Annotated in this window: 16 protein-coding genes; 13 read left to right on the forward strand and 3 right to left on the reverse strand. The window is 50.4% G+C overall.

The features are described 5' to 3' along the window. The first annotated feature begins 193 nt into the window (after positions 1-193). The 9 genes from AC1DF0_RS31070 (at position 194) to AC1DF0_RS31110 (ending at position 9,347) form a co-directional block, all read left to right on the forward strand. Positions 194-1,429 carry an aminopeptidase gene (locus AC1DF0_RS31070; RefSeq protein WP_442052380.1) on the forward strand — a complete coding sequence of 412 codons (1,236 nt, stop codon included), beginning with the start codon at positions 194-196 and terminating at the stop codon, positions 1,427-1,429. Positions 1,430-1,721: 292 nt separating this feature from the next. Continuing rightward, positions 1,722-2,783 carry a Delta(5) desaturase DesA gene (desA, locus tag AC1DF0_RS31075; RefSeq protein WP_442052379.1) on the forward strand — a complete coding sequence of 354 codons (1,062 nt, stop codon included), beginning with the start codon at positions 1,722-1,724 and terminating at the stop codon, positions 2,781-2,783. Between the two features lie 104 nt (positions 2,784-2,887). Continuing rightward, positions 2,888-4,030 carry a sensor histidine kinase gene (locus tag AC1DF0_RS31080; RefSeq protein WP_442052399.1) on the forward strand — a complete coding sequence of 381 codons (1,143 nt, stop codon included), beginning with the start codon at positions 2,888-2,890 and terminating at the stop codon, positions 4,028-4,030. Beyond that, entirely contained in the window at positions 4,027-4,632 is a 606-nt protein-coding gene (locus AC1DF0_RS31085; RefSeq protein WP_442052378.1) for a response regulator, read from the forward strand. Before AC1DF0_RS31080 ends, AC1DF0_RS31085 begins: the two co-directional genes overlap by 4 nt. Before the next feature lie 204 nt (positions 4,633-4,836). Then, the gene (locus AC1DF0_RS31090) at positions 4,837-5,610 is read left to right on the forward strand and encodes an NUDIX domain-containing protein (RefSeq protein WP_477577380.1); all 774 of its coding nucleotides are present in this window, start codon (positions 4,837-4,839) and stop codon (positions 5,608-5,610) included. A 63-nt stretch (positions 5,611-5,673) separates the two neighbouring features. After that, on the forward strand, positions 5,674-6,219 hold the full coding sequence (locus AC1DF0_RS31095) for a cysteine hydrolase family protein (RefSeq protein WP_442052376.1): 546 nt from the start codon (positions 5,674-5,676) through the stop codon (positions 6,217-6,219). 6 nt (positions 6,220-6,225) lie between these two features. Then, positions 6,226-7,668 (forward strand): nicotinate phosphoribosyltransferase, encoded by a 1,443-nt coding sequence (locus AC1DF0_RS31100; protein WP_477577383.1) that lies wholly within the window; start codon positions 6,226-6,228, stop codon positions 7,666-7,668. 48 nt (positions 7,669-7,716) lie between these two features. Further along, the gene (gene pnuC, locus AC1DF0_RS31105; RefSeq protein ID WP_475824499.1) at positions 7,717-8,373 is read left to right on the forward strand and encodes a nicotinamide riboside transporter PnuC; all 657 of its coding nucleotides are present in this window, start codon (positions 7,717-7,719) and stop codon (positions 8,371-8,373) included. Further along, positions 8,343-9,347, forward strand: a complete 1,005-nt coding sequence (locus tag AC1DF0_RS31110; protein WP_477577386.1) for an AAA family ATPase — start codon at positions 8,343-8,345, stop codon at positions 9,345-9,347. The genes pnuC and AC1DF0_RS31110 overlap by 31 nt, the downstream gene beginning before the upstream one ends. A gap of 112 nt (positions 9,348-9,459) precedes the next feature. On the opposite strand, the gene AC1DF0_RS31115 is transcribed toward AC1DF0_RS31110, so the two are convergent. Next, on the reverse strand, positions 9,460-10,239 hold the full coding sequence (locus AC1DF0_RS31115) for a phosphotransferase family protein (RefSeq protein WP_477577388.1): 780 nt from the start codon (positions 10,237-10,239) through the stop codon (positions 9,460-9,462). Between the two features lie 319 nt (positions 10,240-10,558). On the opposite strand from AC1DF0_RS31115, the gene AC1DF0_RS31120 reads away from it, so the two are divergent. After that, the gene (locus AC1DF0_RS31120; protein ID WP_477577390.1) at positions 10,559-11,047 is read left to right on the forward strand and encodes an exo-alpha-sialidase; all 489 of its coding nucleotides are present in this window, start codon (positions 10,559-10,561) and stop codon (positions 11,045-11,047) included. After that, on the forward strand, positions 10,995-11,471 hold the full coding sequence (locus tag AC1DF0_RS31125) for a glycosyl hydrolase-related protein (RefSeq protein ID WP_477577395.1): 477 nt from the start codon (positions 10,995-10,997) through the stop codon (positions 11,469-11,471). The genes AC1DF0_RS31120 and AC1DF0_RS31125 overlap by 53 nt, the downstream gene beginning before the upstream one ends. A 58-nt stretch (positions 11,472-11,529) precedes the next feature. Here AC1DF0_RS31125 and AC1DF0_RS31130 read toward each other — a convergent pair whose 3' ends face one another. Together AC1DF0_RS31130 and AC1DF0_RS31135 are read right to left on the reverse strand one after the other, a co-directional pair. Continuing rightward, positions 11,530-12,405, reverse strand: coding sequence for a tetratricopeptide repeat protein (locus AC1DF0_RS31130; RefSeq protein WP_477577392.1), 876 nt, complete (start codon positions 12,403-12,405; stop codon positions 11,530-11,532). A gap of 35 nt (positions 12,406-12,440) precedes the next feature. Then, positions 12,441-13,406: an ATP-binding protein gene (locus tag AC1DF0_RS31135; RefSeq protein WP_442052369.1), complete on the reverse strand. Its 966-nt coding sequence runs from the start codon at positions 13,404-13,406 to the stop codon at positions 12,441-12,443. Between the two features lie 150 nt (positions 13,407-13,556). Here AC1DF0_RS31135 and AC1DF0_RS31140 point away from each other — a divergent pair, with 150 nt between their 5' ends. Then, positions 13,557-13,976, forward strand: a complete 420-nt coding sequence (locus tag AC1DF0_RS31140) for a hypothetical protein (protein WP_442052368.1) — start codon at positions 13,557-13,559, stop codon at positions 13,974-13,976. A gap of 27 nt (positions 13,977-14,003) precedes the next feature. Beyond that, the gene (locus AC1DF0_RS31145; protein WP_442052367.1) at positions 14,004-14,468 is read left to right on the forward strand and encodes a hypothetical protein; all 465 of its coding nucleotides are present in this window, start codon (positions 14,004-14,006) and stop codon (positions 14,466-14,468) included. The last annotated feature ends 321 nt before the right edge of the window (positions 14,469-14,789 follow it).

The raw sequence follows: 14,789 nt of genomic DNA on the forward strand, positions 1-14,789 counted from the left end.
ATGCTCCTCTATACATGTATTTGATCTATTGTTATTGTAGTTTAGCAAAGAATACATGACAGCATACTGTCATATTTGTTGTTAAGCGCAAGGCATGGCTTGAACGAGCAATGGTCATTTCGTTATGGTATGATTAATGGATAAAACTCGTCGTCTCTTCAGGAGACGATTGTATAAAGGAGAGGTGCCAGCTATGGCTATAGCATTCGAACAGTACTTACAAAAATATGCGCAATTGATCGTCAAAACAGGCGTTAACGTGCAGCAAGGACAAGAGGTCTTCATTACCGGAGCTGTCGAGCAGGCATCCTTCGTTCGACTCGTAGCTGCCGCAGCCTACGAAGCGGGAGCCGGCAACGTACATGTGGAGTGGACGGACGACACTTTGTCCAGACTCAAATACGAGAAAGCAGACGATAAAGTATTCACGGAGTATCCGCAATGGGAGACGGATAAACGTAATTCATTCGTCGAACGCGGAGCGGTGTTCGTTTCCATCGTGTCATCCAGCCCGGACCTGTTGAAAGGAATCGACCCAACAAGGATCGGCAATTTCCAAAAAGCTGCAGGGCAAGGCTTGCGCGAGTTCCGCAGAGCAACCCAAGCCGACAAAGTGAGTTGGACGGTTGTCGCGGCGGCGGGCAAGGAATGGGCTGCGAAGGTGTTCCCGAACGCTGGCGGGCAAGAAGCGGTCGAGCTGCTGTGGAACGCGATATTCGACTCCGTTCGTCTGCATGCGGAGGACCCGGTGCAAGCATGGGAAGAGCATCATGAAACGTTGTCGGCGAAGAGCGACAAGTTGAATGAATATCGTTTCCACAAGCTTCATTATACGGCGCCAGGAACGGATCTTACGATCGAGCTGGCCGAAAAGCATATTTGGGTTGCTGCAGGCAGCACGAACGTGCAAGGCGTGCCGTTCATGGCTAACATGCCGACGGAAGAAGTGTTCACGGTACCTTTGAAAGAAGGCGTGAACGGTTATGTGTCGAGCACAAAGCCGCTTAGCTACGGAGGCAACATTATCGACCGTTTCAAGGTGACGTTCGAGAATGGGCGCATTGTCGGAACGGAAGCGGAAGAAGGCCATGAATTTTTGCAAAAGCTTGTAGAAATCGACGAAGGCTCTCATTACTTGGGTGAAGTGGCGCTTGTACCGCATCAATCGCCGATCTCGGAATCGAATATATTGTTCTACAACACGTTATTCGACGAGAATGCATCGAATCACTTGGCCATTGGCAGCGGTTATGCCTTCAACATCGAAGGAGGCAAAACGATGTCTCCCGAGGAATTGATCGCCAATGGCGTCAATAGCAGCATCACGCATAATGACTTCATGATCGGTTCTGCCGAAATGGATATCGACGGCATTCACAAGGACGGCACGGTCATCCCGATCTTCCGCAAAGGAAATTGGGCATTTTAATCAAGAACCAGGGTTAGCTATAGAGAAGAGAGGCAGTTGCGCGGCAGGCTTTGGCCGATGCAACTGTTTCTCTTTTTTATTGCGCATTCATGTTTATAAAGAGGGTAAATGTGGAAAAACATACAAGAGTCGCACAAATGGGGGTCATTCTATATGACAAATGTCATATAGGTCTCTTGACGTTTATGACTACAGGACATGACGATTTTTCTTTACAATGAATATTGAGGATGCCGGAAGATTGAAAATACTTCATGTATCTTCCATGCGTTATATTGAGGAGTGAGTTTGCATGACAGAGCAGAAACAAGCGAACTTGAAAAAAGAAGTCGCACCTTACGAAAAAACCGAATTGAAATCGAGCATTAGACAGCTCATTAACACGATAGTGCCATTAGTATTACTTTGGTACGCTGCTTATTATAGTTTGTCCATCTCTATCCTGCTTACGCTTGCAATCGGAATCGTCGCTTCCGGCTTTGTTATTAGAACGTTCATCATATTCCATGACTGCTGTCATCAGTCGTTCTTCAAGAGCCGCCGAGCCAACGATATTATCGGTACGATAACAGGCGTCTTAACGCTCGTTCCTTATCAGCAATGGAAAAACTCGCATGCGATTCACCATGCGACGAGCAGCAATCTCGATAAACGCGGAGTGGGCGATCTGTGGATCCTGACCGTGGACGAATATGCTGCATCGTCAAAGTGGACGAAGCTGGCTTACCGTCTATACCGCCATCCGCTCGTCATGTTTGGATTAGGTCCGATTGGCGTGTTTATGGTGCAATACCGCTTCAACCGTAAAGGCGCAAAACGCAAGGAACGTTTGAATACGTATTTGACGAATATACTTATCGTAGCGCTGTACGCGCTGTTAATCTGGGCTATTGGCTGGAAAGCTTTCTTGCTGGTACAAGGTCCGATCTTCTACTTGTCAGGGGTACTCGGTATTTGGCTGTTCTACGTACAGCATCAATTCGAGGATTCTTACTTCGAGCATAATGATGAATGGAGTTACGTGAAAGCAGCTGTGGACGGAAGCTCTTACTACAAGCTGCCGAAGGTGCTGCAATGGATGACCGGCAATATTGGCTACCATCATGTGCATCATTTGAGCCCGAAAGTGCCTAACTATTATTTGGAGGAAGCGCATAAAGCAACGCCTCCGCTGCATAAAGCAACGACGATTACGATCAAGGAAAGTCTCGAATCGCTGAAGTTCCGTCTATGGGATGAAACAGGCGGCAAGTTCGTCAGCTTCAGAGAGGTGAGAGGCCGTCTGAAACAGTCGAGCAGGGCTCATAAGGCTGCCAAAAGAAGCACGACAAGACCTAGCTTGCAAGGCAAGTAAGCAGTGATTGCCGATACGCCGGTATATGCTACAATACAAGCATATAGACGACCAGGGGTCCGGCATGAAGGAAAGCCTCTCTGGCTATAGGAGAATGAAGCATGATGCAGAAGTGGTATCAAATCTTTCATAAAAGCACAGGATTAAGCCCGTACGTCTGGGTCGTCCTGTGCATTCTTCCTTTTTACTTCATATTTCGTTCTTCGACGACGTACGAGATCGTGTACGGGATTTTGATGATCATCCTATTTTTCGTATGTTACGTGCTTTCGTTCGTATCAAAGGGATGGAAGCTTTACTTCTGGACGAGTATGCAGATTGTGATCTCGATAGCGATGACGCTGTTGTTCAGTTACGTTTACTTCTCGATTTTCCTGGCGCTCTTTATCGGTAACGTGCAGAACCGAATCGGATTTTTCACCTTGTATGCCGTACATTTGATTACGACGTTTGCTACGATTAACTACGGTTTCGTATCGTCGAATCCGCTGTTCATCTCGCAGTTCCCGTTTGTATTGGTCTGCTTGATCGTCGTTATCCTGCTGCCTGTCAATACCTACAACCGGATCAAACAAGACCGCTTGCAAGGACAGCTAGAGGATGCCAATAAGCGGATATCCGATCTCATAACGTTGCAGGAGCGTCAGCGGATCGCCCGCGATCTGCATGATACGCTCGGACAGAAGCTGTCGCTGATTGGACTTAAGAGCGACTTGGCGGGTAAGCTCCTCACGAAAAATCCGGCTAAAGCGCAAGCGGAGATCAACGATGTGAGACAGACGGCCCGCACAGCGCTTAAGGAAGTCAGGGAGCTTGTGACGCAAATGCGCGGGACAAGAGTTGAGGATGAGATGTTCCGCGTGATGCAGATATTGAAGGCAGCAGAGATTGAGTTCCGCCTCGAAGGCGAAGTGAAGCTGACCGATGCGTCGCTGCTTATTGAGAACGTGCTGAGCATGTGCTTGAAAGAAGCGGTTACGAATGTGGTGAAGCACAGCGGGGCGACGGAATGTTTGGTTGCGATTGAGCCTAGGCTGGGAGAGCTGGTCATTCGTGTGTATGATAACGGGATCGGGATTGCAAATGCCGCGAATGCGATGAGGGGTAACGGTCTGCAAGGCATGAAGGAGAGGCTGGAGTTCGTCAACGGAAGCCTGGAGATCCAATCCGCCGAAGGAACTGGAACGACCTTGCTTATGAAGGTGCCTATCCCTATCATACAGCCTGCAAAGGAGGCAGAAGCGTGATTTCAATTGTTATTGCGGAGGATCAGCGGATGCTGCTGGGGGCGCTTGCTTCATTGCTTGATCTGGAGGACGATATGAAAGTCGTCGGTACGGCGGGCAATGGGGAGGAAGCGATAGCGCTTGTCCAGCGTCATAAACCGGATATTTGTATCATGGATATTGAGATGCCGGTGAAGAGCGGCCTGGAGGCCGCTGAAGAGCTGAAGGGTCTGGGCTGTAAAGTGATGATCTTAACGACGTTCGCGAGGGCGGGTTATTTCGAACGCGCGCTGAAGGCCGGCGTTAGCGGCTACATGCTTAAGGACAGCCCGAGCGAGGAGTTGGCTGGCTCGATTCGCAGCGTCATGGCGGGCCGTCGCATCTATGCAACCGAGCTCGTGGACGAGGCTTACGGGGGCCAAGACAATAATCCGCTTACCGAGCGCGAGAAGGAAGTGCTCGGTCTCGTCGCGGACGGCAAGAACACGAAGGAAATCGCGAGCGAGCTGTTCATCACGACAGGAACGGTCCGTAACTATATATCGGTCATCCTTGATAAGCTTGGGGTTAACAACAGGATTGAAGCGATCACCCGGTTCAAAGAGAAGGGCTGGTTTAAGTAAAAACATAGGCTAATTGAACGGCAGGACTGGAGCAAAAGCTCTGGTCCTGTTGTTTTTTGTAGTAGATGTAAAGCAAAAGCAGTATGTTGCGAATAGAACATGCCCAATTGGAAAAAATAACTTGACATTGAAATCATATATGTCATAATGATATTATCAAATCGAAGTTATCGAATTCAATATCATTTGAAGCAGGTGAGCCCAATGTCCGAGCAAATTGAGAACGAATCAAACTATTCATCGAACCATTATCGTACGCCAGACGGCGCGCCTGCGGATATTGTAATATTCACTATTACATCGACCGAAAGAAATATAGGTAAGAAGACGCTCCCGCTTAGAGAGCTGCAAGTGCTGTTGATTGAGAGGAAGCGCTGGCCGTTCGAAGGTCAGTGGGCGCTCCCGGGCGGGTTCGCCAAGGAGACGGAGACGATCCAGGCGTGCGCGGAGCGCGAGCTTGCGGAAGAAACGGGCGTATCGGGGCTTCATATCGAATATTTCAACGTATACAGCAAGCCGGGACGTGATCCGAGAGGCTGGATTATCTCCCACGCCTTCTTCGCGCTCGTCCATGAATCACTGCTTGAAGAGCGCCGCGCGGCGGATGATGCCGCGGATGTCAGGTTGTTCACGGTGGAGGAGGCACTAGCGATGGATCTGGCATTCGATCATAACGAGGTGCTTAGAGATGCGCTCGACCGAATCCGTCACAGCATGCTGACAACGACGATTGCGAAGCAGTTCCTGCCTGAAGAGTTCACGATCAGCGAGCTGTACCAAGTGATTCAGACGGTCGTGCCGGAGTTCGAAGAACAAAATTTTATTCGCAAAATAACGTCGACGCAGAGCCGCAAAGGGCTCATTGAAGAAGCGAGAGATCATGCGGGGCAGCAGAAGATGTCAAACCGCTATTCTCAGCGTTCAGCGCAGCTTTACCGATTTACCGATTATGTGCCTCAGTTGTCTATTTACAGCTAGGCATTCTTTTTTAAAGGTTCATATTGTCGTTTTGAAACTATTAGGATAGGGACGGTGTTGTTGATGAAAGCATTGATCGTTATCGATTACACGATTGATTTTGTCGTAGGGAAGCTGCCTTGCGGCGAGCCGGGTATCGCGATTGAGGGGCGAATTGCAGAGCTGACGAAGCAATTTGCGGAGCAAGGAGAGTATGTCGTTATGGCCGTTGATCTGCATGAGGAGAATGACAGCTGCCATCCCGAGCACAAGCTGTTCCCTCCTCATAATATTCGCGATACGGATGGACGCCGTCTTTACGGCAAGCTAGATGAAGTGTATGAACAGCATAAAGCTAACATCTATTGGATGGACAAAACGCGGTACAGTGCTTTTGCCGGGACTGATCTGGAGCTGAAGCTTCGGGAGAGAGGCATTACCGAGCTGCATTTGGTTGGCGTCTGCACCGACATTTGCGTCTTGCATACCGCTGTCGATGCCTATAACAAAGGTTTCGAGATTCACGTCCATGAAGATGCTGTTGCCAGCTTTAATGAAGCAGGACATGAGTGGGCGCTGGGGCATTTCCGCCATACACTTGGCGCTGCAGTAGAGAAAGAAGGAGAGTGAGCCAATATGAACGGACCTAACTTAACGCTTCATACCGATAAATATCAGATTAATATGATGTATGCGCACTGGCTGCATGGCACAGCGAATGAGAAGGCGGTATTCGAGGCTTACTTCCGTAAGCTGCCCTTTGGCAACGGCTATGCGGTATTCGCCGGACTAGAGCGGATCGTCCGCTATATCGAGGATCTACGCTTCGGCGACGAAGAAATCGACTATTTGCGCACGCAAGAGGACAACTATCAGGAAGCGTTTCTGGAAGAACTGCGGAGCTTCCGGTTCACGGGCAATCTATACGCCGTCCCCGAAGGGACCGTTGTATTCGCAGGGGTGCCTCTCCTATGCGTAGAGGCGCGGATGTTCGAAGCACAGCTGATCGAGACGGCGATGCTGAATTTCTTAAACTATCAGACGCTTATTGCGACGAAAGCGGCGCGCGTGAAGCAAGCTGCTCAGGATGACGTGCTGCTAGAGTTCGGTACTCGCAGAGCTCAGGAAGCGGACGCAGCCGTATGGGGAGCAAGGGCGGCTTACATTGGAGGGTTCCATGCGACGTCGAATATGCGTGCGGGCATGATGTTCGGCATTCCGGCCAAAGGGACGCATGCCCATGCATGGGTGCAGGGTCATGATACGGAAGAGGAGGCATTCCGCAAATATGCGGAGGCGCTGCCCGATCAAGTGATGCTGCTCGTCGACACATATAATACACTCGCAAGCGGCGTTCCGAACGCGATCAAAGTGGCGAAGCTTCTTGAGAGTCAGGGCAAGCGGATGCAGGCGATCCGACTGGACAGCGGGGATCTCGCTTACTTGTCGCAGACAGCCCGCAAGATGCTTGACGAGGCAGATCTTCCTTACGTGAAGATTGTCGCGTCGAACGATCTTGATGAAAATATTATTTTCAACCTAAAGGCGCAGGGCGCGCGAATCGACACTTGGGGTGTTGGCACGAAGCTCATCACGGCGGCCGATCAGCCGGCGCTCGGAGGAGTCTATAAGTTGGTCGCCAGGGAGAAGGACGGCGAATACATTCCCGTTATCAAAATATCGGGCAACCCCGAGAAAGTAACGAATCCCGGCTATAAGGAAGTATATCGCATTGTGAACACCCGTACGGGTAAGGCGGAAGCGGACTACGTCACGCTTAAGGGAGAGAAGGCGGCGGCAGAAGGCAAGCGGATTAAGTTGTTCGATCCTGTGCATCCGTACATTCACAAATATGTCGATGAGTATGAGGCGATCTCGTTGTTGCAGCCGATATTTGCGGCAGGCAAGCTTGTATATGAGCTTCCGAAGCTTAATCGTATACAAGAATATCATGCGGAGCAGCTTACGCTGTTCTGGCCGCAATATTTGCGCAAGCTTAATCCTGAAGCCTATCGGATCAGCTTAAGCGAGGCGGCCTACAAGTTGAAGATGGATTTGATCGAGCAGCATCACGGATAACGGATAACGGATAAGCATTGTGCAGCTAAGGAAACGGGGGAGAGGAAGATGAATAAGACATGGACGATGGTCGCTGCGCTAATCATTATGCTTGGAATCGCTTATTACACGTCGACTACAACGCTTGAAGTTGTGGCGACGACAACAGGGCTGCTCAGCGTTTGGTTAACGGCTAGAGAGAAGATTTGGGCATGGCCAATCGGTCTAGTGAACGTCGCATGCTTCTTCTATATGTTCTATGAAGTGAAGCTGTACGCGGATATGACGCTGCAGGTGTTCTTCTTCATTTTAAGCATCTATGGCTGGGTCATTTGGCTGACGAAACGGAACGGTGCGAAGGTAAGGCCGACACGGCGAATTACGCCGAGGCTGGCGGGGATCTTGCTAGTCGCTCTGTTCGCGGGAACAGGGATATGGGGGTATGTGCTCTCGACGTACACGGACGCATCGATTCCTTATCCAGACGCCTTCATCGCGATGTTAAGTTTAATTGCCCAAATGCTGCTATCGTACAAAATATTAGAGAACTGGTACTGTTGGATCGTCGTTGACGTGTTATCGGTAGGCATGTATTTGTATAAAGGTTTGAATATGCTCGCCTTTCTATACGTGATCTTCTTGTGCATCGCTATATCGGGACTTATCACTTGGAAAAAACAGCAGGAGGTGGCGACATGGGAGAACGAGAGCGCCGCATTGGACTGACGCTTGGCAAGTATGCGCCGTTTCACAAGGGCCATCAATATGTTGTCGAAACGGCGCTGAGCGAGATGGATGAAGTGATCGTCATCATCTACGACTGTCCGGAGACGATCGATATTCCGTTGCCGGTGCGGGCGGGATGGATCAGAACGTTATACCCGGCTGTTCGCGTGATCGAGGCATGGGGCGGACCGAATGAAGTGGGCTACACGCCGGAAATCAAAGCGATGCACGAGCAATATGTTTTAGGGCTGCTGGAGGATCAGCGGATTACCCACTTCTACTCGAGCGAGCCATATGGCGAGCATATGAGCGAGGCGTTGAAGGCGGCGGATCGGCGGGTTGATGTGGAGCGGACGACGTTCAAAGTATCGGGTACGGCCGTACGTGAAGCCCCATACGAGCAACGAGCCTTCCTCGATCCCATCGTATATCGCGATATGATTAAGAAAGTTGTATTGCTTGGCGCGCCGTCGACGGGGAAGACGACGCTAGCCGAGGGGTTGGCTTTTCGATACGCTACCGTATGGATGCCCGAATACGGGCGGGAATATTGGGAGCAGCATCAGATGGATCGGCGCTTAACGAAGGAACAGCTCGTCGAGATTGCTGAGGGGCATAGAGAGCGCGAGGAAATACTGTTCAACGAAGCACGGCGTTACGCCTTCGTCGACACGAATGCGATCACGACATATATGTTCGGCCTCTATTATCATGGTTCGGTGCATACAAAGCTGGCTGAAATGGCTGAGCTGGCCGTTACACGATATGATCTCGTGTTCGTGTGCGACACGGATATCCCGTACGACGATACGTGGGATCGGTCAGGGGATGTGCAGCGGATGGAATTTCAAGCTGCGATAAGAGCGGATTTGGAGCAGCGCGGCATCACATATACGCTGCTCAGCGGGACGGTAGAGCAGCGTGTGCTGCAGGTTGCCAAGGAGCTTGAAGATTGCGGGAGGCTGCCCGATTAACTCCTAGGAATAATCGAATGCGAGCGATATAGGACGAAAAAAAGAGAGGAAAGCTTGGACGGTGGTGTGCACCGTACGAGCTTTCCTCTTTTTCTGTCATAACGCAATCTGCCTATAATCCCAAGCTGTCAACGTTTCGCGCAATCAATCTGCGGATCGGCAACGCTTCATTCGGCTTTTGCTCGCTGAGACGTGCCAACGCGAGGACGATTTCCCAGTATAGCAATTCCTCCCGACTGTATGACGACCCTTCCAGATAGGCGCTTACGTATCGTTTATGGAAAGGAACAACCAGCTCCAGCGGAAATCCTGCTACCTGTAAAATAACGGAGGTCATCGCGACGTCGGCTAGCGGGTGGAAAGCTCGGGCATTCATCCAATCGATGACGTAGGCAGTGTCGATTGATACTAGAATGTTAAACGGATGGAAATCAAAATGGCATAACAATGATTTCTCCAGAGGTTGCTGAACAAACGCAAGCAGCTTTTTTTTCTGACTTTCAAGCAAGGTCAAGGAATGGTCATTTCGAATGAGTGTAATCAGTTCTTCTAACGGAGAGGACAGCTCTGGTGCCTCAGCCTGATGAACATGCAAATGAATATTTGCAAAAATGGCTCCAAAGCGCTCCAAAGCATCCGGCTCCGCTTCGATTGCCGCATTTAGCGGCGTTCCTTCAATTTTGTCATAAACAATGCCTGTTCTTCCCTCGTAATCTATGATTTCATGAGGCTCGGCTAGATGGACGCCAAGCCGAGCGACGCTGCTTGTAATGGCAAATTCCTTCAGTGCACTGGCTTCGTTGCCTTTATTGAATAGCTTTAAGCAAAGGCCGTCATGCCAATCGTAGACATCGGCTGTGGCGCCGCGTCCGATTAGAGTAAGTTCAATCATCTGGACTTCCTCACTTTCCCATAAACCGAATAGCCTATTATAGCATTCGGCTAATAGAAGGGCTAGCCGAAGATCAATATTGGGATGACGAGAGAGCTGTTAGCGTATATATTCACAAAATTCGCCCTGCACTTCACCATTTTCGTCATCCGCCTTGCTTGAGGAAAATGGTGAAGTCGCATGCTCTTCTTTATTCTCCGCTGGAAGCCCTCTTGATTTTGGAAAATCGATAATAACTCGAATCTTTCCCGTTGAGCGAAGCTTGAAAACCGATTATGGTCAGAGCAGTTAGAGAAATGTTTACGCAAGGAGGCTGCATATGGTCCTAATCAACGGTACAAAAAGTTATGTGTTTAAAGGAGACGCACCATTCGGAAGCTGCCATGCTTCTACGGTGGTCAGGCTGTCTTGCGGCAGCTCCGTTGCTGCATGGTTCGGCGGCACCTGCGAGGGAGATCCGGATGTGAATATATGGATGTCGCGTTATATAGGTGATCAATGGTCGCCGCCGGTGAAAGCAGCCGAGGAAGAGGGATTGCCTCATTGGAATCCGGTATTATTCGAGGCGGAGCCTGGTGAGCTAATCCTGTACTACAAGGTTGGGCATACGTTCTCGGAATGGTATACGCGTTACATCGTGTCGCAAGACGGCGGACTGACTTGGACGGCTCCTTCCGAGCTCGTTGCCGGCGATCGCGGGGGCCGGGGGCCTGTGCGGCATCAGTCTGCTGAACGATTGCAAATACGGGTACGACATCAAAGGAACGACGATGCGTCTATCGCTGCTGAGATCGCCACGCTGGCCTGATGTTACAGCCGATATTGGGAAGCATGAATTTACGTATTCGCTGCTGCCTCATGAACAAGACTGGCGATCTGCCGGGGTCGTGCGCCGCGCGGCTGAGCTTAACCATCCGGTGCGCATTGCTGAGGCTGGCAATGCGGTTGCGGGCAATGGTCTATTGCCGGCGAGTCGGGCAATGGTTCGCTTCGAAAGCGAGCATGTGCTGCTCGATACGATTAAGAAGGCGGAACGGGCCGCGGGAACGGTATACCGTCTGTACGAATCTGCTGGCGCGCGCGAGCGGGTTACGCTCGGCTTGCCGCAAGGAACGACCGAAGCGTTCGTTATCAATCTGCTCGAAGAGAAGCTGTATAAGCTGGACATTCAAGAAGGCGCCGTTCAATTGAACTTTAAGCCATTCGAGATTCTAAGCATATACGCGAAATAAGCGGGAAAGGGGAGTCCGCGAACGGTGCATTGGCGACCGTTCGGGACTCCCCTTTGTTTTATCGTCTTCGGAATGACCAGCCGAAGAGCTTCACATGAACAAGCAGCTTCGTTGACCAATGTATCAAAACATAGAGTACGAGAAAAACGATGACGAGCGGGCGGAACAACAGCCAAGCAACCATCCATGTTACGAGAATCTGCCAGGGCTTCATTCGCTTGATCAGCTTGAATGGCGCAAGCAGGATGCGGTACAGCCGGTAACTCTTCTGCAGCCCAGCGATATATTCCTCGCGGATTTGCTTATCGTCGGGATCGAGATGGATCGCTTGCTTCAGCATATGCAGGTAATCCTGATGATCACCGCGCCGGTCGGCTGCCCATGCCAGCATCAAGTAATTCATTTGCGATTCCACTTCGAGCCGCAATGAAGACCTAGCCAGCGACCTCGACACATCGTGCCTGCCAAGCAGCGCCTCCACATAACTTAACATGGCGATATAGAGCGGATTTTCCGGAGACAGCTCCAAAGCTCCCTCGACATGCTCCTTCGCCTCGGGAAAGTTGCCTTTCTTCAAGCTCAGGTTAGCAGCTATGAAATAATAGTGCGGCTGGTAAGGATCGATCCGCTGCGCCTCCTGAAGCGCCTCTGCTGTCGCCTTGAAGTTGCTGGAATCATAGTAGGCGTTCACGCGGACGAACCAGGCGAGCTCATTCTCGGGCTCTCGCCTAATCGCTTCGGCCGACCAATGAAGCGCCTGCGGGTAATCCTCGGCATGCGTATGGATCAGTCCGAGCAGTGCGAATGCGTACGCATCCTCCGGCTCCTCGCGAATCAGCTCATGCGCCTCGTTGATGGCTTCCTTGTACCGCTTCCACTCTAGCAGCTGTTGTACTTTTCGGTATCGCAGCTCGGTTGTTTCCTTATATATCATAAACTTAGTCCCTCGCTAAATAGAGAAGTCGTATATTACTTCAATCCCGTTGCCTTCATGTAGTCGAGCACAATCTGGTAGTCTCCGTTCACATCGCTGAAGGTGGCATAGTTTTTGGCGGTGGCGAACCAATCGAGCGTCGTCGCTTTGCGCCCCTTGGCGGACTTCTTCATATCGTCCTGCGTAATCGGCTCCAGCTCGCCGGATTGCAGCATACGCTCCATAGCAGCCTCGACGGCATCCTTCACGATCTGCTCCAGATCGGCCCCTGAGAAATGTTTCGTCTCGCGGGCAATCTTGGACAGTTCCAGCGCGGATAACGGCTTGCCTGCCAGCTTCAGCTTCAGGATAGCTTCTCGCTCCGGTTCCTCGGGCGGCGGTACGAAGATAAGATGGTTGAACCGGCCCGGCCTGCGCAACGCCGAGTCCAAATACCACGGCGTATTCGTTGCTCCGATTACGAATACTTGATCGTTGAATGTGCGGAGCCCGTCGAGCTCTAGCAGCAGTTGGTTGACGAGCATCCGATCATGATGCTGGCGCATCTGGTTGCGGCTGCCGCCAAGCGCATCGAGCTCGTCAATGAAAATAACGCAAGGTTTGCTCTCTCTAGCCTTCTCGAACAGGTCATGCAGGTTGTTCTCGCTTTGACCGACGTACATGCCCAATATCGCTTGAAGCTCAATATGAAGGAAATTCGCATCGATCTCGCCTGCAACCGCTCTTGCTAGAAAGGTTTTGCCGCAGCCGGGTGGTCCGTATAGCAGCAGGCTCCCACCCGCTTCACGGCCATATGCGGCGAACAGCTCCGGCTGCTTGAGCGGCAGAATAAAGTTCATCCGAATCTTCTTCTTGACCTCGTCCAATCCGGCGACATCCTCGAATGATTCATTCGGTTTCTCGGATTCTATCAAATCTTTGCCGTTCTTATCGAAATGGATAACTTTCAGCTTATTGCGCCTGCGGCCCGCAAGCTCGTCGCGATCATCTTGATCTGACATAAGGCAGTCCTCCTTAACGGTACTGAGTATTGCTTCTATCATACCAAAAATATAGCCGAATAGGGCAGTTATGAAATTGTCCTAATCACCTTCTTCGTCTGTTAAAATAAGGGTTACAGAGGATTTGTATCCAATCGAGGGGGAGTTGGCATGTCGGGTGGAAAAAAAGCGATATTCATCGTAATTGCATTCTGTCTATGCATGGTTCTGCTTTATGGCATAACGTATTTGCCGCGCAAGATGATGGACGAGGACCCGCGAGATGTTTCCAAAATCATTTTATTCGACGGAGGTACAGGCATTGAGCTTGAGATTACGGACCGCGCAACGATCGAGCAGCTTGTTGAGGACATCAGTGGCGTTCATTTTGCCAAAAACAAGCTAGCGCTCGGATACATGGGATTCGGCTATCGATTAACGAGTTACAACGAGAAGGGGAAAGTCATCAATCGGTTTATTATTAATTCCGAGGATACGGTCAGGTACAAAGGTTTTTTCTATAAGGCGAAGGGCGAGACTATTGATTATGAATATTTGCAACAGTTAGCCAAGGCAGCTGCGAGCAGGTAAAGGATGGAAGAGAAGGAGTTGCGGCGAGTGAAGCTTATTATAAAAATTGGGATAGGAGCGGTTGCGACTTTTATGTTGCTGCTGCTTGCTAATCAAGTCGCAATGCGCATAGAGGTAATTAAGGCGGAAAGGTCGGCAAAGACGTTTTTCGATCAGCTTGCAGCGGGTCAGCTGGACAAAGCAGCCGAACAACTGTCCATCTCCGTTGCCGATTCTACTACCGCGCGGGATGGTTGGCAGAACGACATACAGGCTTTGAAGGAAGAAGGCTTTTATGCCGTTTCCTACCATGGGCTTAAGGTTGATTATGATGATGGGTGCGCATGCACCGGGAGAGTAGACGTCACGTACTTAATTGATGGGAAAAAGCAGACCCATAGAGTCATATTTTCGTTGGGAGAGCAAGGTAGGGTCAATCAGACATGCTTGTTTCTAAGAAATAGCGAGTGGGGCGAAGTCTGGGATAAGGCAAGCTGTCACCCCAGCTATTGACGATTGCATCAAGTATTAGTTAAAGCTACGTTGGATCATTGCAGTAACTTTCAGCAAATGGACGCGATATTTCAAGCTACAATGGATATTAGCGGTAACTTTTCTCTCGAACGGAATAAAACTATAGATAACGGTCAAAGTTAGTGCAGATATCCAACATAGCCATCCAACCTTGGTCAAGTCCAAAGTTGTGTGTAAAATCCTCGAACAGAAAGCCTACTCGTCGCGAGTAGGTTTTTCGGTTGTCTTTGGTGTTTTCTTTCGCCACTCGTGGTACTCGGTCATTTCAATATATTTCYTGCCTACCGACCATTTTTCATC

It is taken from the genome of Paenibacillus sp. 05T425 (assembly GCF_056396205.1).

What these genes read in the sequence shown, in the direction of transcription:
- AC1DF0_RS31070 (WP_442052380.1), top strand. Translation starts at nt 194, where the DNA reads ATGGCTATAGCATTCGAACAGTACTTACAAAAATATGCGCAATTGATC.
- desA (WP_442052379.1), top strand. Translation starts at nt 1,722, where the DNA reads ATGACAGAGCAGAAACAAGCGAACTTGAAAAAAGAAGTCGCACCTTAC.
- AC1DF0_RS31080 (WP_442052399.1), top strand. Translation starts at nt 2,888, where the DNA reads ATGCAGAAGTGGTATCAAATCTTTCATAAAAGCACAGGATTAAGCCCG.
- AC1DF0_RS31090 (WP_477577380.1), top strand. Translation starts at nt 4,837, where the DNA reads ATGTCCGAGCAAATTGAGAACGAATCAAACTATTCATCGAACCATTAT.
- AC1DF0_RS31095 (WP_442052376.1), top strand. Translation starts at nt 5,674, where the DNA reads ATGAAAGCATTGATCGTTATCGATTACACGATTGATTTTGTCGTAGGG.
- AC1DF0_RS31100 (WP_477577383.1), top strand. Translation starts at nt 6,226, where the DNA reads ATGAACGGACCTAACTTAACGCTTCATACCGATAAATATCAGATTAAT.
- pnuC (WP_475824499.1), top strand. Translation starts at nt 7,717, where the DNA reads ATGAATAAGACATGGACGATGGTCGCTGCGCTAATCATTATGCTTGGA.
- AC1DF0_RS31110 (WP_477577386.1), top strand. Translation starts at nt 8,343, where the DNA reads ATGGGAGAACGAGAGCGCCGCATTGGACTGACGCTTGGCAAGTATGCG.
- AC1DF0_RS31115 (WP_477577388.1), bottom strand. Translation starts at nt 10,239, where the DNA reads ATGATTGAACTTACTCTAATCGGACGCGGCGCCACAGCCGATGTCTAC.
- AC1DF0_RS31120 (WP_477577390.1), top strand. Translation starts at nt 10,559, where the DNA reads ATGGTCCTAATCAACGGTACAAAAAGTTATGTGTTTAAAGGAGACGCA.
- AC1DF0_RS31130 (WP_477577392.1), bottom strand. Translation starts at nt 12,405, where the DNA reads ATGATATATAAGGAAACAACCGAGCTGCGATACCGAAAAGTACAACAG.
- AC1DF0_RS31135 (WP_442052369.1), bottom strand. Translation starts at nt 13,406, where the DNA reads ATGTCAGATCAAGATGATCGCGACGAGCTTGCGGGCCGCAGGCGCAAT.
- AC1DF0_RS31140 (WP_442052368.1), top strand. Translation starts at nt 13,557, where the DNA reads ATGTCGGGTGGAAAAAAAGCGATATTCATCGTAATTGCATTCTGTCTA.